Raw genomic sequence first — 20,585 nt, 5'->3', positions numbered from 1 at the left:
CTATCCGGCGGGTTTTTGTAGTAAGATCTTATAACCAACGATTCTATTTGATGTAGATAGTTTGTGTAAACGCGCCGTTGGCAGCAACATCCCAGGCTTCCAAACGAACCCATTTCCGACCGGTAAGATCAAGCGATCTGTTTATAGTTTGCTCACCGAATGCATTCGTGTTGTCCATAACGATCCGCTCGCGGTAAACTTTTTCGCCATCACCTGAAATAACTTCCACATAATTCATTGGGAAGGTCCACTTTAGTTTGCACGTTACATTCGATCTTTTCCCGTTCACCGCTATTTCTTCACCCGATGATTTTCCATCGACATTAAATTCGGAAATAAGCACTTCACCGGTCGATGAAAAGAATTTGCCTTGCTGCAACGCATCTACCACCGGCTGCCACCCGTTCTTATATTCAGGCAGCCTGTCAATTTTCAGGTAGTTGATGTTCAGGTGTGCGTACATTTCATTTTCCGGTGTAATGGTAAACAGATCTGCTTCGGCCAATACTTTTTTACGCGCTCCCCAATTGTTCATATCATCCATAAGATCAAGTACACGCTTTCCAAGAAAAGGTTGGGAAAGATCTGCAGGCATTGCTTTCCAGGCGCCGCCCAGGAAATGCTGGTCTTTAAAAAAAGGAGCAGTTTTATATTTGTCAGGATACCCTGTTGATCCCTTGGTGCGCGGGTGGGCCGTCCACGCAAGCCCGTTCTCTTTTCTCAGCAGATCGAGCATTTCGCTTTCATTCGAAATCCGGTAAACCTTACCGAACGCCGGCTCCTCCGTTACAAATGGCTTATCGGCATTTCTCGACATGATCCAGTAAACAGGTTTTGGAAAAAGTTGCAGCCAGTGCCCGCCAAAGAATTCATTGGGTTCTTCGCCAGGCAGCAACAGGAAATCTTTCGATGAAAGCCGTTCGCATTGCTGAAACAATGCATGTAACTCTTTTAACCGAAGACTATCGGGTCCTTTTGGATGCGCTGTATAATGAAACTCGCCGAGGTGAACAATATCGATTCCCGTACGCTTAAATACTTTAATAAAATCAGGTGATTCAGGAACAGTTTTGTTGGCCAGAACCACCTTCATGATAAACTCATTATGAAAATGACTTGCCATTTTTTTATAACCAGGCAACTCAGGATAGCGATCATTGTTTGTAAACTTCTTCACCTCATTCAATGCAAGGGTAGCATTGCCACTACTAAGTAAGATAAAAAAATTTAGTCGCTGTTTGGTTCCCGGCGGTGCATTGAACCACGGAACATACCTTCTGTCGCCATACAGGTCCTGCCTGATCCCTATTCCATAACCATTGATAAGGTTACGGTATTGATTGCCCGCCCAAACGAATTTCAGATTGAACGCCTCATCCAACGGATAAAAATATTGATGCGGCGCAGGAAATACCACCAGGCTTCCCTGTTTGGTTTCACCGATAATACTTCTGTATTTCACCTGCAGGCCAACTGCACTATCGTTCACAGCGGGTTTTATCGATCTCATTTGTTCATCAACATCACTATACCCGATCTTTTCCCACAATGCATTTTTTGAGATCAGTCCGGCATCATATAATATAGCTGTAGAATCAATTTCAGTTTCCATCACGGCGGCAATATTCATCAACGGGCTTCCATTATAGAGCGTTACTTCCAGCGTGCCGGTAAATCCGGGCGCATTTAATTTACCAATGCTGATCACCGTTCTGCTTCCAGCGCTTCTGATAGCGGCAGACTGCTTAACGAATTCAATATTGTATGCATTAAAAGGTTTGTTGGGAACCTTGTCGAAGAAGATATTCCATCCATTTTGCGATATAAGGTCACGCCTGCCAACGGTTAGTACAAATGCCGGGTCGAGGTCCGATGCAATTGGGTGTTTCGTGTTTCCCTCCTGCAACTCTATGCTTTTGAAGATCGGCTTTTGAGCGGAAAGATCAAAAATAAGCTTCCCGGTTTTGCTTCTTCCGGCCGGCCACGATACCGATAGAACTTCATTCTTAACGATTGCGGTAGCGCCATTTTTGCCGTTGAAATTTTTCATGTCCACTTTTATTTGAGCCCGAAGTGTACAAAATGAAATGGCAAGGAGAGATATTAAAATGTATCGCATGGCATTTACAGGTTGTGTTCATGTAAATATGCGCGTTTAGCAAATGAAATAAAAATTTGATCTGAAAAACAGGAAAAGCAAAAGACATCCGCTTCAATACGTTGGAAGCGATCTGCGAAGCCGGATTGCCAGCCGGGCGATATGCCGGAGATAAGGCAGCTTTCAATAAGATAGTGTTCCGACTATAAATACCGCAACCACTTTTTTTCTTTATGAGCTTCCTTGTACCGTGCGTACCACTTACAAAGCGGATACATCACCACTACTATTCCGGTCCATACCAGGTAAATGGCCCAAAGCGCAAGCCCGCTGCCGCTTTTCGGCCGGCCAAAATTAAAGCCGAATTCCAGATCGGAAGGGCTGAACCCCTGGAGAAATACCATTACGAAAACCAGTGAATGAATTATATAAAAATGCACCAGGAAATAAAACAAAGGCACCTTCCCATATACACTAATTACATCTGTTATTTTACCTTTTATTCCCTGTACTGCTGAAAGAATTAAAAACATAATACCCGGGAATAGTAAGCAAAACTGGAGTGAAGGGGGATATTTGGTGAGATTTATAAATGAAAGAAAAGTATATACACCGTTCTTTTGCTGCGACCACGGTACAGGATCACCGTATATATTGATGGCCCGTAAAATGATAAACATCGTAAAAGAAGCGAGCGCCAGCTTTAAAAAGACTGATCGTTGTTTCTGAATTTCCAGTGTAAAAAAACGGGCCGTTGCAAAACCAATCAACATGATGGCCAGCCACGGTAATGGCGGATAAGCCATAAAACATGAACGATCGCCGCCTAAGGGTATAACCCCGGGCGCAAAAAAAGGCATCAGCACCTTTTTGAAAACAGATGATTCGCTGCCAGGTACCAATGGCGCCAGGTTATGCAGGAACATGATCGCTAATCCAATGATGCCAATTGTTTTCGGAGAACGGTTAATTAAAAAAGCAAGAACAATAAATCCAAGCCCTATCGCTGCTATTACTTCAAAAATCAAAATTTTGAACCGGACGTCAAACAACAATCCAAAATTAACCAGGGTAAACTCCAGGGCCATGAGCCATACACCCCTTATTAATAGAAACCTTCGTGTAGCATACATATCATTCCGGTTCTTCATGGAAACAAATGCAGAAACGCCCGACAAAAAAACAAAGGTTGGCGCGCACAAATGGGTAACCCAACGGGTAAAAAATAATGCAGGAGTGGTTGTAGCTAAATTCGTAGGCTGATCGGTTAGTGAAGTGGTATGCAACAGGTCTCTTACATGGTCAAGCGCCATGATGATCATAACGATCCCACGCATGAGGTCAATACTGTAAATTCTTTTCATTTATTAAATAGTTCATTTCTTTAATGCAAATAAGTGATTTACAAATTCTGCTCAGCTACAGGGTCAAATTTATTGTATCCTGTTTGCCCATCAGTTACGGCTCTGCAAACACCCGGCATATTCGTTACCCGTAGTTGGTCTGTATATTCCGCCGTTGGTCGAAAATATTTTATCCAGGGAAAAAACCATCTATTAATTCCTAAGTTTGTCAATAAAAAGGAAGGAGCGTTCCTTACATGAAAAAGCTTAACAGGGAGATTGCTTTCAACCTGGTGTTTTGGCTGCTTTATTTTTTGTACGAGTGGTTCGGACTGGCCGCTCTTTCCGGAGAATATGGCAGTTACTTTATAAACGCATGCATGGCCTTCCCGTTGGCGTTTATTGTGTCATACCTCACCGTTCATATATTCATCAGGAAATATTACAATAAAGGAAAAAAAGTACAATTCTGGATTGCCCAGATCTCCGTTGCCGTGGTGTTGCTCCTTTGCAGAAGATTTATCAATTACTTTGTTATTTATCCAACCTATTTCCCCGAAGCGCAACAGGTACCCTTATTTTCATTCGGCAAACTGATCGTTGAGCTGGTTAATTTATATGTGATCGTTGGAGTATATGCTTTATTTTATTTTGTTCGTTCCTGGTACGAAGAAAAACAACGGGCCCAAATGCTGTTACAGGAAAAAACGGTAGCCGAACTGGAACTATTGAAATCCCAGGTGCAACCGCATTTTATCTTTAACGCGCTGAACAACATCTATGGCACCGCTTTAAAAACCAGTCCGGAAACCGCAAAACTGATCTCCCATTTATCTGGTTTGCTTGACTACAATCTGTATGAATCCAAACACCCCTTTGTTCCGCTGGTACATGAGATCGCCTATGTAAAGAATTATATCGACCTGCAGAAGAACAGGTATGGCAGCAAGCTCGACGCCGCGGTAAATATCTATGATGAATTAAATGATCTGTACATTGCGCCACTGCTCTTACTCCCCTTGATCGAAAACAGTTTCAAACACGGTATAGCCAATTCTCTCAAAGGCGCGTGGATAAGGGTAGATGTAACGAGGGCTGCTGACAGCTTTTCTATTAAGGTCGAAAACAGTATTGACGAAAAAGCCCCATTTACCGAAGTTAAGAATGGCGGTATTGGCATTAAAAATGTACAAACAAGGTTAAACCTCATTTATCCCGATGCACATGAATTCAGGATCGTTAAAGAACCGCATTCATACCTGGTAGTACTAAAAATAAAGATATTGAAATGATAAAATGCATTGTAATCGATGACGAGCAACCCGCAAGAGAATTGATAACCCTTCACCTGGCAAACCTCCGTGGTTTTCAATTACTGGCTGCGTTCGATAATGCATTGGATGGATTTAACTTCCTGCAAAAAAATACCGTTGACCTGGTTTTTCTGGATATTCAAATGCCGCGCATCTCAGGCCTGGAATTGATCAGGTCGCTGAAAGTTTGCCCGAAAATAATACTCACTACGGCCTACAGGGAATACGCTGTTGAAGCATTTGAGCTGGACGTATTAGATTACCTGATCAAACCCGTTACCCAGGAACGTTTTATGAAATCCATCTCGAAATTCAACTATTATAACCCTGCACCTGCAGAAAAACCTGATGTTGCCAACAGCTACCACACGGCTTATATTTTTTTAAAAACAGGAAGGGAACAGGAAAGAATTCTGCTGAATGATATTCTATACATCGAAGGGCTTAGAGATTTTATCAAAGTGCATACCCCGCAAAAAGTTTTTATAGCATCGGAACGAATTAGTTATATGGAAGAAAAATTACCCGATAGCAAATTTGCAAGAGTTCATAAATCATACATCGTTGCTCTTGACAAGATCAACAGCGTTCATGCAGAACAGGTAATGATCGGTAACATTGCCATCCCTGTTGGCAGGGTGTACAAAAATGAATTTCAGAAAAAAATGTTGTGGAGCAAATAAGCATCGGGTGGTGTAACCGCAATAAAGCTACCGCTGTATGCTTCAATCAGTACTTCCCATGTAAACAAAAAAAGGCTACACTGAATGCAGCCATCAACACCGGCGCTAACCATTTCGTTCAATGCAGAACCTGCACCTGCGGAAATATTTCGTTGGCAACAAAGACCCGGAATATCAGTTCGATTTTGCGATTGCATCCACAAGCCTTTCCTGCATGTACTGCGTCCATGCCGGCGCGCAGGAATTGTAACACTCGAATTCAGGCACCAATCCTATGTGGGTGAACACAATTTTTGTTTTGCCTGCTTCCTGCGAAATTTCAAAACTGATCTTAGTTCCTTTCCATTCGTCTGTTTTATCAACAAAGCTGAGATTAGCTTCCGTTACAAGCCAGACCGCTTTTTTATTTGGAACCAGTTCTACCAGCTTTTGTTTGGTGTAATGAACGCCGCCGCCGGCAAGAAAACTAAATTCATCGCCCAGTTTTTCTGAGCTACCCTCGAATGATTCCTCATATAAGCCCGACCACCATGCTCTCACATTCAAAATGGTATTATAGGCCGCTGCCGGTGTTTGTTCTACCAAAACGGAGGTAGAGAAATTTTTATCTTTCATGTTATTTTTTTGTTTTTAAAAATGTTAGTTGACCTAAATGATAGTCCATGTGGCTGACCCTGCTCATTCCAACGTTCGATGAGTTGCGCGCTTTTTACATTCCATGCATTGGCAAGCAGGAAAGGGCTTTGCCGGTGATGCAGCTGATAAAATTTTTCGTACCGATTCATCAGCATAAAAGTAAATTCTATCTTATAAACGCACAGGGGGTGGAATAGACTTTATAGTGGGTTGATTTGGACATACTACAATTCGACAGGAGAATTATTGTAGTTACCGGCAAAATGCCGGTGGAGTATGCTTAAAGATCGGAAGGCAGCGTAAACAAAAAAAAGCGCTTTCCAGCGCCTTAAAAAAACAATTAATGAATTATGGATGAAGTTGTTTATTCAGGGATCAAAATAATTGCAGCCCGTACCAGCCGATCAGCGTGAATACAATACAACGGGTAATAACACCAATACAGCACCAGGTGAGCAGCGTCTTAATATTTGCGTTTAACCCAATGCCAACTGCCAGGCTAACCGGTGCGCCAACTGACATTGTTCCTAAAAACCCAAGTCCCACTACGCCATATTTATTCCACAGCGCAAGCATCCGCGGATGTTTCTTTTCCGCAGCGTCTTTGGTAGGCTTCTTTTTGTGAAAGAAAGCCCTGATTTTATTGCCCAGGAAGGCTGCAACAAAAGCGCCGGCTAAACCGCCCGTTACGCTTGCAAAAAAAATGGTCCAGGGTGATAACTTAAAGACGAATCCGGCAGGGATAGCTGCATAGATCTCAAAAGTGGCAAGTCCGGCTACGGTGAGTATTTTTAAAAACATTTTTTACTATAAGACCCGATTTTATCAGGCCGCGTGAAGATAACTGAATAATATTTCCGGCAAAAGTTCGCCGCAACAAAATATTAATTAAAAGTGCAACTATAAAGGTTTTTACTTCGGGAAGCCACTTAAAACCCCTGGCAATGTTAATATTCAGGTAAATTAATCGATTCTTATTCAATCAATATCCGATAATACCGGGATCCGTAGAAACGATCTTTTTTAGCGGATCGTTCAAAAATGCCCGGTAAATGTGCACCATCTTACTGTTAAATACCCCATGTCCTTTATTGATGAGCAGAAATCGTTGACTGTTCGGCATATAATGACTGATCCGGTCTATATACAGCGGGCGGCAGGCGGGGTCCATTTGACCAACGGATAAAGGACTTCTGGCGTTAAGCGCTTCACAAATTTTGTATTCAAGCGTTTGTATAAACTCGTGGCCTGGCGCACACAATAAAAAAGGCTGCAGTAATTGCAGCCCCTTTTTGAAATAGATGATACTATAATATTAATCAATTCTTCCACCACCGATGGTAAAGCCAACCTTGATACCTACATAACCATTCTTCATGGAAGAAGTAGTTTTTACGCCATTGGAATTGATGTATTCCATCGTGGTTTTAGGAACGATATTATATTCCAGGCCTACACGAAAGTGACTAAGCTCAACACCCGCCCTGATCATTTGGCCAAACTTGGAACCGCTCGATACAGACGCGCCTTCATCTTCGGTAGAAGCAGCAGCGAGAGAATAAAGACCTAAACCGGCACCTGCAAACGGGCGGGCTTTGCTTGAGGTAAAATAATAATCACCGGTAACCAGATAAGATCCTGCAGCTTTAACATCAAATTCCGTGTTGGTTCCGGATGCGTCGGTTCTTCCGCGGGCCATAATTGCCGTTTCCAAACGAAGACCAAGTGAAACGCTTGGGATCACTGCATACTTGGGTTCAATAACAAATAGCACACCGCCTTTTGCGCCTTCTCCGCCCGGAATGGCGTAACCTAAACTAACGTCTACTTTGAAGGGCTTGAATTCATACTGTGCATTTGCAATAGCCGCACCAGCTAACAGCAGTAAACTGAGTACAATTTTTTTCATGAAATGTAAGGGTTTTATTAAGGTTCAAAATACACTTGAATTGTCAGGGATCAAAGCTGTATTCCCCTGAATGTTTTATTTAATCAAAAAATTAACAACTATCACTACTTATAAATTATTGTGAATACAATAAATTTTACACAAGCTTACCTAACAGCATTCAGAGAAAGCTATTTTTTGCTTTTTTTAATAAAAGGAAATGGAGGATAATCATCGACAGATCAGCTATCGTGATTATTCTAAAAAAATAATCCGATATCAATACAATAATAAAAAGTGTGTGTGCTTATCATCCTGTTAGCTTACATTCTTCCGAATGTTTTACAGCATTCTTCCAATACCTGTATCGGTAATGGGGCCCCTTTTGTGGCTGCAAAATAGCAAAAGCATTGAATTGCATTGGGGCACTTAATAAGTGCGCAGTTTTATCAATAAGTGTGCAGTTTTTGACCATAAGTGTGCAAACAGACGGCTGTTTTGGGCGGCAAAGGATACACCGATCATGCATATTCCAAATTGTATTAAATAATTATCTTTCCTGTTATACGGCCTTCGTGAAGTAACGGTCCGTTTTCCATTCGTTAACTGAAACCCGGTATCCGTTAAATAGAAGACCTGTTTTATTGTTCTTTACCGCATCTTTGCTCAAAGGCCTGTGTATGAAGTGGTATAAAATGGTTCTGTTAATCGTTTGTGTCCTGGCCGCCTGGCCCTGCCTCCCGGTTAAAGCCCAGGACTTTACCGGGCAGGGCGATTCCTGGCAGGAAGTGTTCGCTAATAAAAAGGGAACCGTTACCGCTTTGTATGATGATATAGAGCCCTTTATTTACATGAACCGCGAAGGGGTGCTCGAAGGAGTGGAGCACGAGATCATGGAATCGCTAAAACCCTACCTCAAAAAGAAATATGGTATTGAACTAACGATCCAATGGGAGCGCGCAGGTTCGTTCAACAATATTTATAATACGGTAAAAACTACCCGCCGGCAGGGTATTTTCGGCTGGTCGTACTATTCTATTACCCCCGAACGCCGTAAAGAAGTTCAGTTCAGCGCGCCGTATATGCCCGACCTGAACGTGCTGGTCACCAACAACCGCGAACCTATGTACGCCACCTCGCAGGAGTTTACCGTGAAGCTAAAAGACATGAACGCCTACATCATGCCCGGCACCACCATGGAGGAAGATGTGCAATCCTTAAAAGAACATTTTTACCCATCGCTACCGGTGAAAAAAGTAGATTTGGACTATGATGTATTGCGGCTGGTGGCAGGCGATAAGAACGGCTTTGGATATGTTCCCCTGTCAATTTATATAGTAGCCCTGCAAAAAGGCATTAAAGTGAAGCGGCAGAATGTATTATCGAGCCGCCGTGAAGGTTTTGCCGGCGTAATGCCCCTGCATAGCGACTGGAAACCTATTCTGGATGAATATTTTATGTCGGAAGATTTCCGCCTGCTGACCGGAACTATCGTTGCACGTTACCTGGGATCGGAAGTAAAGGACCTGGTATTTGGCCCTGCAGAACAAAAAGCGGCCTCCGCTACACTGCATACCCTCGACCTGGTATCGCTGGAGAAAGAGATCGTCACCAAAAGGCTGATGGATACGGCCCTGGAAGTACAACGCCACCAGTCGATGCGAAACAGTATGCTGGTAGCATTATTCTTTATTGTGCTTCTTACGGGCGTACTATACAGCCGGTACAGGACCAAGCAAAAATTGAACAGGCAGCTGCAGGAACACAATCAGCAGATCATCGGGCAACATAAAAAGATCGGGCACATGAACCGCCTGCTGAAGCTGAAAGTACTGCAGGCGAGAATGAACCCGCATTTTATTTTCAATTCGTTGAATTCAATTCAGTACTTTATAGCAGGGGACGATAAAAAAGCATCGTTACAATATATCGGCAGGTTCTCGGCCTTTTTGCGTAAAGTGATAAACTATGGCGATGAGCTAAGCATTCCGGTTACAGCAGAAGCCGAACTGTTGAAAGAATACCTGTGGCTGGAACATTGCCGTTTTCCGGGACGGTTCGATTATGAGATAAAGACCGGCCCGAACATACAACAGGCGTCCATCCTGCCTTTACTTTCGCTGGGTATGGCAGAAGAAACGTTATATAAGGGCCTGCTGAATTTGCCACCGGCCCAAAAAGGCAAACTGGTCATACATTTCAATACCGAAAACAACTGCCTGGTTGTTTTCATAACCGATAACGGTATGGCGCGCAGCCAGGCGATTGCCCTGGAAAAGAAAAAGGGTTTGAACGGCCAGGAGAATATGCTTGAAAGCCGGATTGAATTGTTCAATGCTCAAAATGGAAAAAAAATTATCAGGAAAATAAAAGAAGCTGAACACGCAGGTGACGATAACATAAGTATCCTTGAAATACCACAACCATTATTTAGCCAGGAACAGGCATAAACAAACTGTTTATCATGAAATGTAAAGCACTGATCGTGGAAGACGAAATGTTGAACCGCGTTTTTCTAAAAAATCTGCTTGAAGAATTCTGCCCGAATATTGAAGTGGCCGCTATGGCCGAAAATGTAGAAGAAGCGGTAACATTCATAAATACCCATTCGCCCGAAATAGTTTTTATGGATATCGAACTGCAAACGGCTACGGGTTTCGATGTGCTGCAGCAGGTAACCCACCATTCGTTTGAAGTGATATTTACAACGGCATATGACCATTATGCCATTAAAGCCATAAAGTTCAGCGCCATCGACTATCTTTTAAAACCTATCAATTTTGAAGAGCTGCAGCAGGCAGTTGATAAGGCCATTCGATCCATTTCGGTGAAAGAAAAAGACAACCGGCTGGAATTGCTTTTTAAAAACCTGCAAAGGCCGCCAGACGATTTTTCAATAAGCCTTTCCACATCCGAAGGCATCGAGTTTGTACCGCTGAACCAGATCATCAGGCTGGAAGCCAAAGGCCCTTATACGACCTTTTTTATGAAGAATGCCAACAGCGTGATGGTGAGCAAAAATTTAAAAGAATATGAATTGTTACTGACCGATCATGGGTTTTTCAGGCTACACAACTCCCATATGGTAAACCTCAGGGAAGTAAAAAAGATGTTGAAAGCAGATGGCGGTTATGCCGTGATGAACGATGACGCCATGATCGCTATTTCGCCCAGGAAAAAAGATGAGTTCGTTGCCCTGATGGCCCGGCGGCTGGTATAACTTAATCTTCATCGACGTTCATATTGCCCAGCCTTGCCACCGCCTCCCGGCACACGCCGTCTATTTTGTCAATATACGGCCGTATGTTATCGACCGGCTCATTGGCCAACGCTCCATTCTCAATTTGCAACAGGTCTTCCCCGATCACCTGCGTTAAACCAAAAAACCCGATACCGTTCCTGATAGTATGAGCTGTTTTGTAAATAGACGTATAGTCGGCTTTTTCGACGGCTTTCTTCAATGCACTGATGTCTTTGGGGTTTTGTTTCCTGAAAATATCGATCATCTCCAGCACAAAGCGTTTGTTGTTTTTCGTTTGCGCCATTAAAAAGTTCAGGCTCAACCCCGGCGCGTCCTTCCCGCCGGCAGTTGCCTGCGCATCCGGCTTATGGTGTTTCGCCCACGCAGCTATTTTATTCAGCAGATCGGTTTCGCGGAATGGCTTCGGCAGATAATCGTTCATGCCTGCCTGTAAACATTTTTCCTTCTCACCCGACAAAGCATGCGCAGTAGTGGCAATAATGGGCGTTGTTATATTCAATTCCCTGAGCGCTTTGGTGGTTTTGTAACCGTCCATTACCGGCATTTGAATATCCATCAGTATCAGGTCGACTGTTTGCCGGCCCAATACTTCCACCGCTTTTTTACCATTCCTGGCAATGATAACCTCGAAGCCATTATTCTGCAGAATGATCGAAGCCAGTTTCTGGTTCATCAGGTTATCCTCTACGATCAATATCTTTTTAATGGAATGGAACTGGTGACTGGCAGCCGGCTCCAGCACCGGCATGGACAGCTGGTCAGCGCTTTTTACATAAGGAATGATAAACTGAAATTCCGTTCCTTTTCCTTTATGGCTCGACACGCTTATTTGTCCGCCCTGCAGTTCGATCAATTGTTTGGTGATCGCCAGCCCAAGTCCTGTTCCGCCATATTTTCGGGTAATGTCGGTATCGGCCTGGGTAAACCTGTCGAAAATATGGTTTAGTTTACCGGCATCGATGCCAATACCGGTATCCCGCACACTAAAACACAATTGCACCTGGGTCTCCTCTTCCCGTTCCACAATACAGTTAACGTATATGCCACCCGATTCAGTGAACTTGACGGCATTTCCAATGAGATTTACCAGTATTTGTGTAAGCCGCATGGGATCGCCGGTTACCAGGTAGTTGATAGCCATATCAACGCTACAGCTCAACCGTATGCCTTTGGCGGCAGCTTTTGATGCGAACATCACCTGAACAGAATGCATCAGTTCAGGAACGCTGAACGGCACCGATTCTATAATAAACTTTCCGGCATCGAGCTTGGAAAGGTCGAGGATGTCGTTTATGATAGAGAGCAAACTTTTTCCCGATGTATTTATGGCCTCGGTATATTCCCTTTGTATATCGCCCAGTTCCGTCTTCTGTAACAGATCGGCAAAGCCGAGAATGGCGCCCAGTGGCGTTCTTAGTTCATGGCTCATATTGGCGATAAAATCGGCTTTTGTTTTTGCCGACTCTTCGGCCAGCATCCGCGAACGCTCCATTTCCTCCTCCACTTTTTTCCTTTCAAAGAACGTGGGAATGTTGTACGGCTGCATGTTTGAATAATGAGCGGGATGTTTGGCCTTTAAGCGCTCCAGATGCTCCTGGATCTTATGCGGCGGCGACATAATGAACCGGCAGCAGTCATCGCCTTTGGCTATACAACTCACTTCCACAGCCGTTAACGGTATGCCGAAACTTTCTTCACACCAACCCGATGAATAACCAGCATTCATAATACAAACCGGTTCTTTCGATACTGCTCCGTTCTGCTTCCACGAATCGGCTTCAAATGAATAAGGATGTTCGTAAATAAGACAAAAATTATCATCGGGTGTAGGATTGCTTTCGGGCGAAATATCTACAAACGCCCAGCCTGAATAGGCAAAATGAACCGGACCTGCCGATAATTTTGAGATCGGATCGGTCAATTGCATTTTCTGATGAAAATCTCTGGCATCATGCATTCCTATTACATGGGCATAATCGAACAGGAAATTCTGCCCTATGGAAAACGCCTCGCTTTCTCCTTTATCGGCATACAAATGCTGAATGGTTTCAAGGAACCCTTTCGAAAAAGCCGATGCCCGCACCAGTACATAGCGCTGATCGTTGATTTCTATCGTTCCGCATGAAGGGTCCATTTTCAGCTTGCTGAAGTAGGCGCTAACTGTTTGCTGCGCCGCATCGAAGAATGGTTTGAAGGAATCCGGCACTTTCACCGCATGTTTAGCAGAAAGCAAGGTGAAGTCCCTGCGGAGCGCAGCATTCTCCCGTTCAAGTGCCGCAATCTTTTCGGTTAGCTGATCAATGGTTGGTAATGGCTTTGACATATTTCTATTTCCGGATGCCGGTTCTAAACAAAAATAATGGACTGGGAGAAATATTATAAAATTTTATTAGAACCTGGCATTGCCAACGCCGCGGGTAGCCGGCAACATACCCATGCCGCCCCGGGGTGAGCCAGTCACCGGTATACAATGTAAAAGGCGCTCAACCAGAGCGCCTTAAAATTCAGGAAAGGTTTTAACCGTACTACTATGATATTTTAAAACTTATGTAACCTGTTATTCTTTTATCCATGCCTCTTCGTAGGCTTTTTTCATTATCGCGGTATAATAAGTAAATCCATCATTCAGGGCATTCGTAAAGAAAACCAGTTCTACATCACCGGGATATTTCACGGCGAGCGTTTGCAGTCCCGGATCAGGAACATCTACTGCCTCGCTGCCATTGACGTCATTAAACAAGGCGCCGTCTTTACCGTATGACTGTCCCCTGTTGGTAGCCACGCTGTGACTGGCATCGAGTCCGTAAAGGTTATCGAGCATTTCTTTCTGCTGCGCCTTCGATAAAATATTCTCTGTATGGTAAACATAGGCCATCACTTTTGCTACATCATGGGCAGAGAGGGAATAACCGCCGCCGCCGCAAACCAGTTTCCAGTCGCCCAATACAATACCGGGCGTACCAGGTGTTGTTTCATTATACATGAGGGTTTGCACAGACCTCGATTCCGGGGTACAGGTTGCATTGGCTACACCTGCGGGGGTGAACACATGCTGCTGCATCAGGCTGATATAACGGTCGGCCAGGTAATTACTGAATGTAGCGGTGTCTTTGAAGAACCACAAGTTTAAATTTTCAATTTCGGCAGTCTCTTTCTTGTTATCGATGAAAGAAAACATAATACGGAACAGGGCAAAATTCGCATTGCTGTAATTGGGCGTTTTTGCTTCGTTCACCACACCGGCGGCGATACAAGCTTTCAACGAATTGTAATCGGTGCCATACCTGATGTCTTTTGTAGTTAAGCCGGCGCTATGCGTAAGTAGTTCCCTGAAAGTGATCGACTTTACTTTGTTGCCCAACGTCCAAGATTGGGGCAGCCATGGATAAATGGGATCTTCGGGTTTGATATTATTTAGAGAAAGCAGTTTCATGGCGCCCACGGCAGTCAGCCATTTGCTGACGCTGGCAATGTTCATTTCTTTTTTAACGCTGTGCAAAGCGGCGCCATCCTGCTTCATACGGGCAAAGCCGCGTGCTGCGCTATCTGCCCATTTACCATTATGGTTGATCATGAACGTGTAACCTATATTTCGGGTACCCAGTTCCTTAATGATGTTTTCTTTAAACAGCGAGGGACTAAATACCTTACCGCCGCTTTTAATGTCGTCAATGGTTGATTTTTTACAGGCAGCACTACCGATGGCTATCACTAAAACAGCCATACCCAGCTGTTGAAATTTCGTTTTCATTTGTTGATGGTTTTGATTTGTAGATCAAAGCTACCATGCAACAAAGGCGTTTAAAGGGGCGGTTTAACGAATGCGGCGTTTCGCTTAACGGAAATGGATTGTGGTTTTATTTGCCGGCAACCGCGGATATGCCGTCAGCAACATTTGTGTTTTGGCCTGCCCAAACTAAATATAATTGTGGATTCACTGAAAAATGGCAAATAAAATGCCCTCTAATTGATACATTTATAGTGTGGAAAACAATCCCTTTTTGTTATTGGGCATATCCCTTGGATTAGGCTTATTAGTAGGACTTCAGCGAGAGTACGCCAGTTCAAAAACGGCCGGCATCCGCACTTTTCCTTTAATAACGCTTACAGGAACTATTTGCGGATTGCTGGCAAAAGCGCTTGACGGATGGATCATAGTGGCTGGTTTTTTGGGGGTCATTTCTTTACTGGTTATAGGTAACAGTCAAAAAATAAGAACAAAGCAGGAGGGAAGTGGCATTACAACCGAGGCGGCAGTATTACTTATGTATGCACTCGGCGCTTACCTGGTTTTTGGGGAACCGATCGTGGCTGTTGTTCTCACCGGGGTTACTACTGTGTTATTACATTTTAAAACCTCTTTACACGGTTGGGTCAAGAAGATCGGGGAACAGGACCTGAGGGCCATAATGCAATTCATACTGATCTCAATGGTAATTCTGCCAGTTCTTCCCAATACCAGTTATGATCTGTATAATGTTTTAAATCCAAGGGATATATGGCTAATGGTGGTTCTGATTGTGGCCATCAGTCTTTGCGGGTATTTTGCTTATAAATTATTCGGCGACAAGGTGGGCGCTTTAATGGGTGGGATCTTAGGCGGTCTTATATCGAGTACGGCCACAACTGTTTCTTATGCTAAAATTGCAGCCCGGAACGTTACCGGAAGTAATTTTGCCGCCTTTGTGATATTGACCGCATCAACCGTTTCTTTAGTAAGGGTCTTAATTGAAATAAGGATAGTGTCGCCTCCGTTTTTTATGAAACTGGCATTCCCGCTTATAGCCGAATTGGCTGTCATGATCATTCTTACAGCGATATTCTCTATTCAACAGCACAACGGCGACTTTGAAATGCAGGAGCAAAAAAACCCTGCCGACCTGAAGAATGCAGTTATGTTTGGCCTGCTCTACGCGATCATAAGGTTTCTTTCAGCGGCAGCTAACGATAAATTTGGGAATGAGGGGTTATATGTCGTTTCAATTTTATCAGGATTGACTGATATGGATGCCATCACTTTATCAACGGCTAAAATGACGGATCAAAAAAATATAGAGGCCGCTTTAGGTTGGAAATTAATTCTCATTGCATTTTTGTCGAACCTTATGTTTAAAGGTGGAATGGCAATGATCATAGGCGGAAGAGTACTAGGTAAAAAAATAGCATTTTTATTTGGCATTGCCATTTTAACCGGGCTTGCCATTCTTTTTATATGGCCTTCCTGAAGTATGGCCGTTTATCATCCTTTAAACAAAATACCCGTTTTATTATTCTTTACCGCAGGTAATATTAACATAATTATTATCCGGAAATCGGGTTGTAAAAAATAGAAAGCACCAAAGCCTCTATCCATTAATTGATGTAATGATCTTAAAGTACGCTTCAGCCCCGGCCTTACCTCATGATCTCGCAATCAGGCAATCTCTCCTGTAATGAAGAAAAGGTTGATTCCGGTAACCGGTGACAATCATACAAAAACAATTTCCGCAGGCGCTGCGCCTGTTCTATTTCACCGGGTAACGTTTCCAGCGGGTTGGCAGACAGGTTCAGCGTATGCAGCTTTTGTATCCTGAATATATCGGGCATGATCATCGTAAGATCATTATCAGACAGATCGAGCGACCACAGCTTAGGCAGCTCCTTTATCGCAGGCGACAGTCGCCCGATCGCATTGTGGCTAAGTTTGAGGGTAAGCAGGTTGTTTAGCTCACCCGCCTGCAGGGGAACGTGTCGCAATGCAGAAGCAGAGATCTCCAGTTCCTGCAGCGCCGGGCAGCCCGCCAATACAGTGAAGGCGGTTTCTCCGGCGTTCGTATTACGTAACACCACATCCCGTAGCTTTTCCAGCGTACACAAACCGGCAGGCAATACAGAAAAAGCAGGGCAATCCATGATCCACAGCCGCGACAGGGACCTGCACCGTACGATCGTTTCATCCAGTGACAAGAGCGCAGTCCACCCCTTCAAACTAAGAACCCGTAATGCCGGTAACTGGCCTATCCATGCGGGTATACCGGTAAGCGCACTGTTATCGATAGCCAGGAACTCCAGTTTCAACAGGGTGCCCAGCTCATCCGGCAGTTCCGCCGGGCCGCTCAGCCCCAGGCTGCAGGAATTAAGCTGCTGCAGGTTGCCTATCGCCGGCGGAATGCTATTCAGCGCACAACCATCGAGGTTAAGTACAGCCAGATTTTTCAGCTCGCCTGTTTCGGGGGCAAGGGTCACCAACGGATTCTCCTGCAATGACAACTGCTGAAGCTGTTGCAACTGTCCGATGGCCGGTGGAATATGTGTTATAGCAGCATTGTTCAATTCCAGCTTTGTAAGCGCCCGCGCCTGGCAGATATTTTCCAGGGCTTTGCTGTCAATAGCCGTATTGTTTCCCTCAAAATATTGCAACCGTTCCAGTGTTGCCATAGTAGCCGGAACCGATTGCAGTTGTTCGCAATTATTAAGGCACAACGTGCGCAGCTGTGTAAGGCGCCCGAGAGACGCCGGCAATGCCCGTAGCTGTTTGTTGGCAATAAGGGAAAGCTCTTCGAGGCTGCTAAGCGCACCCACCCATTCCGGAACGGCAGTAAGTTGACTGCCTTTTATAAAAAGCTTCCTTAAAGATGTCAATTGCGCCAGGCTGGCGGGCAGTGTTGTCAGCTGGCTGCTTTCTATGCTGAGCATCATCAGCGAATGCAGGTTACCCAGCGTGTCGGGTAAAACAGTCAGGGGGTTCGACTCCAGCCGCAGTTCCTGCAGCAGGGGTAAGGCGCCCAGGCTGTTTGGCAATACAGTGATCGCATTTTCTGAAAGATCGAGTTGTACGAGTTGGGTCAGTTCACCAATCGTGCCGGGGATAACGGCGAGCCCGTTCCCCGGCAGTACCAGTTTTTGCAGGCAGGTAAGCATCCCTGTTTCCGGCGGAAGCGTATGAAGGTGACAGCGGATCAATACCAGTTCGCGAAGCGCTTCCATTTGTCCTATAGCGGCAGGCAGAACACCGATCTCTTCATCTGCAATCCTGATGCTGGTTGCAGAACGCAGGTACCGGTGTTTTCCAATATCAATGAATACCGTTTCGCCGGCAAAACTGTTCAAAAGGGGACGCTGCAGAATGGCTTCGGCTACCAGAATGAAGAACACCTGTGCAAACAACAGTTCGCCGGTTGGCAGATCGCAGGGTATACCGTTTTCATGATCAATATAGCTAAGCGCCGGTTCGCCGGTTATCCCGTTCACTTTAAACGGATGAAAGATCACTTCATGCTGACCATGCATCATGGCCTGCCCCACCTGGTGCGGATCCATGTTCGCCTGTTTCAGCTCCTGAAAGAATTCCGTTTCCTCATCTATCAATTCCGCGCCAAAGAGGGCGCCTCCTTCACCGGTGCCGGCAAAAAAAACCGGCACGTCGTGCGGCTGCTGCAGCTGCAAACCATTGTGAACCGCCGCAAGGGCCGCATAACTGGCAGGCACACCAGCCAGCAGGTGTTCGGCAGGCTGCCGGCATTGCAACTGAAAGCCGTTCTCAAAATCGATCAACAGCCGCGCATCGCTTATAGCTACAGCTGTGCATCGCATGCAGACCTGCTCTATCAGTGCAAGCATCGCCGGTGTCGTGGCCAGGAAATTGAAATGGTCAACCAGGGCTTTAGGCTGATCGTCGCTTTCAACAATAGTTGTCCAGTATTTATGGTATTGTTCGCTCATAGTCAAAAAAACGGATTATTATCGTATCACAAAGCATTTAACACACCCCGCATCGGATACGGGGCTTACTTTCTGATTAAATTTCGCAGGAATCTCTGCGCACATACAAAATTGCATATAAAAAAACGGCCCCGCATCGATAAAAGGGGGTAAAAGAAAAAATCACTATTTACAGGGAGGGAGGAAAATAAAAGAATTTGGAAATAACTGATCAGGAAATGCCAGGGAAACCAAAATTTAAAAAATATTGCGCAACCAAATAATTGCACTTATATTTGCAACTACTTAATTGCACATAAATACATGGAAGCAAGGCGAGATGTTTTTCAGGCAATAGCAGACCCTACACGCAGGGCAATTTTATTATTGATTGCAGCCCAGTCAATGACACCCAATGCCATTGCAGAAGAATTTCATTCCAGCAGGCAGGCTGTATCCAAACACATTCAAATTCTTACGGAATGCGGACTGGTAAAACAGGAAAAAAAAGGCAGAGAAATTTATTATCACATCAATGCCAGCAAAGTGAATGAGATCGATAAGTGGATCCAGCAATTCAAAAACATCCTGGAAACTCAATTCAATCAATTAGACAAAGTACTGTTAACACTAAAAAAACAAAAAAAATGACAACGAAACTGCTGTTTGATTTTACCGTTGACAAAGCAGCGAAAACGGTATTCATAACAAGAGAATTTGAGGCTGAACTTTCGCTGGTATGGGATGCATTTACCACAGCGGAGATCCTTGATCAATGGGTGGCGCCTAAACCCTGGACTGCAAGAACAAAACATATGAATTTTGAAGTGGGCGGCCGCAGGTTTTATGCAATGGTAAGCCCGGAAGGTGTGGAGCGTTGGGCTATTCAGGAATACACTTCCATTACCCCAAAGACCAATTTCAAAATGTTCAATGCTTTTGCAGACAAAGATGAAAATCCTGAATTGCCGGGTTCTGATTGGGATTATACTTTTAGTGAGCAGGATGGAAAGACAATAGTCAATATTACTATTTACAATGAATCGCTTGCCCGCATGGAAAAGATGATTGAAATGGGCTTTACAGAAGGATTTAAGATGTCAATGAAAAATCTGGAAAATCTGTTGGCAACGTTATCCAAAAAATGAGCCGTTAGCAAACAATCGTCAAATTTAACTGAAACACTAACACCTATACAGGAAAGAGTGGGAAGCCATACCGCTACCGAAGGCATGAAGCATGGGTAAGATGGATAATGTTGATATATATTATCAGGTGAATGATACCCCGGGCAATATGAAGACTGCTTCTGCCAGATACCAGGATCAAAGAGGCAGTCTTCATATTCAAATGATGTTCTGCGTTGGAAATGCTATCCTGAGAAAAAATATTATCTATCAGAAAATAAATCCACAACTGTAAAGCGATGATTTATCGTTTTCAAGGAAAAAGCAATATGGAAAGATCAGATACCCGGCTCCCATGATCGCCTGATTCCAGTATGGGCTACCATCTGGATGCGGGAGTCCAAAAGCATGGCCCAATTCATGTCCCCAGCCACCAATCCACCGGCTTACGGGTTCCGGCGAAAGACCAGACAACCCTTTCAGGTCATTTCTGGGCATAAGGCAGTAACCTTTTACACCACCAGTTGTAGATTCCTGTCCATGTTGACCCACCGT

16 protein-coding genes and 1 pseudogene are annotated in these 20,585 nt (G+C 44.4%); 8 read left to right on the top strand and 9 right to left on the bottom strand.

The annotated features are described in order from the left end of the window. Positions 1–43 precede the first annotated feature (43 nt). Both A4R26_RS16955 and A4R26_RS16950 read right to left on the bottom strand, forming a co-directional pair. Positions 44–2,050 carry a CehA/McbA family metallohydrolase domain-containing protein gene (locus A4R26_RS16955; RefSeq protein WP_242674936.1) on the bottom strand — a complete coding sequence of 669 codons (2,007 nt, stop codon included), beginning with the start codon at positions 2,048–2,050 and terminating at the stop codon, positions 44–46. A gap of 251 nt (positions 2,051–2,301) precedes the next feature. Continuing rightward, positions 2,302–3,462: an acetyltransferase domain-containing protein gene (locus A4R26_RS16950; protein WP_081165378.1), complete on the bottom strand. Its 1,161-nt coding sequence runs from the start codon at positions 3,460–3,462 to the stop codon at positions 2,302–2,304. A gap of 236 nt (positions 3,463–3,698) precedes the next feature. On the opposite strand from A4R26_RS16950, the gene A4R26_RS16945 reads away from it, so the two are divergent. Both A4R26_RS16945 and A4R26_RS16940 read left to right on the top strand, forming a co-directional pair. Continuing rightward, entirely contained in the window at positions 3,699–4,733 is a 1,035-nt protein-coding gene (locus tag A4R26_RS16945) for a sensor histidine kinase (RefSeq protein ID WP_081165375.1), read from the top strand. Next, complete coding sequence (locus A4R26_RS16940) at positions 4,730–5,437, top strand: LytR/AlgR family response regulator transcription factor (protein WP_081165372.1); 708 nt, start codon at positions 4,730–4,732, stop codon at positions 5,435–5,437. The genes A4R26_RS16945 and A4R26_RS16940 overlap by 4 nt, the downstream gene beginning before the upstream one ends. Before the next feature lie 174 nt (positions 5,438–5,611). On the opposite strand, the gene A4R26_RS16935 is transcribed toward A4R26_RS16940, so the two are convergent. The 3 genes from A4R26_RS16935 to A4R26_RS16920 form a co-directional block, all read right to left on the bottom strand. Then, positions 5,612–6,052: an SRPBCC domain-containing protein gene (locus A4R26_RS16935; RefSeq protein WP_081165369.1), complete on the bottom strand. Its 441-nt coding sequence runs from the start codon at positions 6,050–6,052 to the stop codon at positions 5,612–5,614. Between the two features lie 396 nt (positions 6,053–6,448). Further along, a complete protein-coding gene (locus A4R26_RS16930) occupies positions 6,449–6,874 on the bottom strand; it encodes a small multi-drug export protein (protein ID WP_081165366.1) in 426 nt (141 codons plus the stop codon). Between the two features lie 514 nt (positions 6,875–7,388). Beyond that, positions 7,389–7,982 (bottom strand): outer membrane beta-barrel protein, encoded by a 594-nt coding sequence (locus tag A4R26_RS16920; protein WP_081165360.1) that lies wholly within the window; start codon positions 7,980–7,982, stop codon positions 7,389–7,391. A 659-nt stretch (positions 7,983–8,641) separates the two neighbouring features. Between A4R26_RS16920 and A4R26_RS16915 the strand changes: the two genes are divergently transcribed. Together A4R26_RS16915 and A4R26_RS16910 are read left to right on the top strand one after the other, a co-directional pair. Continuing rightward, positions 8,642–10,411, top strand: a complete 1,770-nt coding sequence (locus tag A4R26_RS16915) for a histidine kinase (protein WP_133054713.1) — start codon at positions 8,642–8,644, stop codon at positions 10,409–10,411. Positions 10,412–10,425: 14 nt separating this feature from the next. Next, positions 10,426–11,181: a LytR/AlgR family response regulator transcription factor gene (locus A4R26_RS16910; RefSeq protein ID WP_081165354.1), complete on the top strand. Its 756-nt coding sequence runs from the start codon at positions 10,426–10,428 to the stop codon at positions 11,179–11,181. A gap of 1 nt (position 11,182) precedes the next feature. On the opposite strand, the gene A4R26_RS16905 is transcribed toward A4R26_RS16910, so the two are convergent. Beyond that, positions 11,183–13,546 (bottom strand): response regulator, encoded by a 2,364-nt coding sequence (locus A4R26_RS16905; protein ID WP_081165351.1) that lies wholly within the window; start codon positions 13,544–13,546, stop codon positions 11,183–11,185. Positions 13,547–13,780: 234 nt separating this feature from the next. Further along, positions 13,781–14,974: a serine hydrolase domain-containing protein gene (locus A4R26_RS16900; protein ID WP_081165348.1), complete on the bottom strand. Its 1,194-nt coding sequence runs from the start codon at positions 14,972–14,974 to the stop codon at positions 13,781–13,783. Positions 14,975–15,206: 232 nt separating this feature from the next. On the opposite strand from A4R26_RS16900, the pseudogene A4R26_RS36095 reads away from it, so the two are divergent. Then, positions 15,207–15,533 (top strand): annotated as a pseudogene (locus A4R26_RS36095) (MgtC/SapB family protein); the annotation flags it as partial. A 210-nt stretch (positions 15,534–15,743) separates the two neighbouring features. Then, on the top strand, positions 15,744–16,448 hold the full coding sequence (locus tag A4R26_RS35640; RefSeq protein ID WP_242674935.1) for an MgtC/SapB family protein: 705 nt from the start codon (positions 15,744–15,746) through the stop codon (positions 16,446–16,448). Between the two features lie 169 nt (positions 16,449–16,617). Here the strand turns inward: A4R26_RS35640 and A4R26_RS16890 are convergent, their stop codons facing one another. Then, complete coding sequence (locus A4R26_RS16890; RefSeq protein ID WP_081165342.1) at positions 16,618–18,924, bottom strand: leucine-rich repeat domain-containing protein; 2,307 nt, start codon at positions 18,922–18,924, stop codon at positions 16,618–16,620. Positions 18,925–19,227: 303 nt separating this feature from the next. On the opposite strand from A4R26_RS16890, the gene A4R26_RS16885 reads away from it, so the two are divergent. Together A4R26_RS16885 and A4R26_RS16880 are read left to right on the top strand one after the other, a co-directional pair. Next, positions 19,228–19,554, top strand: coding sequence for an ArsR/SmtB family transcription factor (locus tag A4R26_RS16885; protein ID WP_081165339.1), 327 nt, complete (start codon positions 19,228–19,230; stop codon positions 19,552–19,554). Beyond that, positions 19,551–20,051, top strand: coding sequence for an SRPBCC family protein (locus A4R26_RS16880; protein WP_081165336.1), 501 nt, complete (start codon positions 19,551–19,553; stop codon positions 20,049–20,051). The genes A4R26_RS16885 and A4R26_RS16880 overlap by 4 nt, the downstream gene beginning before the upstream one ends. 249 nt (positions 20,052–20,300) lie before the next feature. On the opposite strand, the gene A4R26_RS35455 is transcribed toward A4R26_RS16880, so the two are convergent. Next, the coding region (locus tag A4R26_RS35455) for a hypothetical protein (RefSeq protein ID WP_207625774.1) at positions 20,301–20,585 on the bottom strand (285 nt) is incomplete at its 5' end.

Source organism: Niastella populi (assembly GCF_002078015.1).
Classification (GTDB): domain Bacteria; phylum Bacteroidota; class Bacteroidia; order Chitinophagales; family Chitinophagaceae; genus Niastella; species Niastella populi.
The sequence above is the reverse complement of the archived record's forward strand: the minus strand, read 5'-3'. Positions and strand labels throughout refer to the sequence as shown.

Bases quoted from the DNA above. Each gene is read 5' to 3' on its own strand.
- A4R26_RS16955 (WP_242674936.1), bottom strand. From the start codon at position 2,050: ATGAAAAATTTCAACGGCAAAAATGGCGCTACCGCAATCGTTAAGAAT.
- A4R26_RS16950 (WP_081165378.1), bottom strand. From the start codon at position 3,462: ATGAAAAGAATTTACAGTATTGACCTCATGCGTGGGATCGTTATGATC.
- A4R26_RS16945 (WP_081165375.1), top strand. From the start codon at position 3,699: ATGAAAAAGCTTAACAGGGAGATTGCTTTCAACCTGGTGTTTTGGCTG.
- A4R26_RS16940 (WP_081165372.1), top strand. From the start codon at position 4,730: ATGATAAAATGCATTGTAATCGATGACGAGCAACCCGCAAGAGAATTG.
- A4R26_RS16935 (WP_081165369.1), bottom strand. From the start codon at position 6,052: ATGAAAGATAAAAATTTCTCTACCTCCGTTTTGGTAGAACAAACACCG.
- A4R26_RS16930 (WP_081165366.1), bottom strand. From the start codon at position 6,874: ATGTTTTTAAAAATACTCACCGTAGCCGGACTTGCCACTTTTGAGATC.
- A4R26_RS16920 (WP_081165360.1), bottom strand. From the start codon at position 7,982: ATGAAAAAAATTGTACTCAGTTTACTGCTGTTAGCTGGTGCGGCTATT.
- A4R26_RS16915 (WP_133054713.1), top strand. From the start codon at position 8,642: ATGAAGTGGTATAAAATGGTTCTGTTAATCGTTTGTGTCCTGGCCGCC.
- A4R26_RS16910 (WP_081165354.1), top strand. From the start codon at position 10,426: ATGAAATGTAAAGCACTGATCGTGGAAGACGAAATGTTGAACCGCGTT.
- A4R26_RS16905 (WP_081165351.1), bottom strand. From the start codon at position 13,546: ATGTCAAAGCCATTACCAACCATTGATCAGCTAACCGAAAAGATTGCG.
- A4R26_RS16900 (WP_081165348.1), bottom strand. From the start codon at position 14,974: ATGAAAACGAAATTTCAACAGCTGGGTATGGCTGTTTTAGTGATAGCC.
- A4R26_RS16890 (WP_081165342.1), bottom strand. From the start codon at position 18,924: ATGAGCGAACAATACCATAAATACTGGACAACTATTGTTGAAAGCGAC.
- A4R26_RS16885 (WP_081165339.1), top strand. From the start codon at position 19,228: ATGGAAGCAAGGCGAGATGTTTTTCAGGCAATAGCAGACCCTACACGC.
- A4R26_RS16880 (WP_081165336.1), top strand. From the start codon at position 19,551: ATGACAACGAAACTGCTGTTTGATTTTACCGTTGACAAAGCAGCGAAA.